At 61.4% G+C, this 223-nt stretch carries 1 protein-coding gene; it reads right to left on the reverse strand.

Features of this window, described 5'->3' with window-relative positions:
* Window positions 1-223, reverse strand: a 223-nt coding sequence (locus N825_RS40105; RefSeq protein WP_037462672.1) for a DUF8189 domain-containing protein, incomplete at both ends; no start/stop codon positions are given.

The raw sequence follows: 223 nt of genomic DNA on the forward strand, positions 1-223 counted from the left end.
GGTCCACCACTTCTGCCAGACCTGATCATCGGTGCCGCGCACGAACACGTGTTCGTGGTTAGAGGCCATTGAGCCGAGTGCTGGCTCGGAGGCCAGAACACCGCCATCGTCATGGCGGCCCCAGTCATGCCAGGCATTGTCGAAATAGGCCCGTTGCCAGAGCGCGTTGTCGCCACCGCGAACGTAGATGTTGCAAACTGAGCCGTTGCGCGAAATGACGGCG

Origin of the sequence: Skermanella stibiiresistens SB22, assembly GCF_000576635.1 — a bacterium.
GTDB lineage: Bacteria > Pseudomonadota > Alphaproteobacteria > Azospirillales > Azospirillaceae > Skermanella > Skermanella stibiiresistens.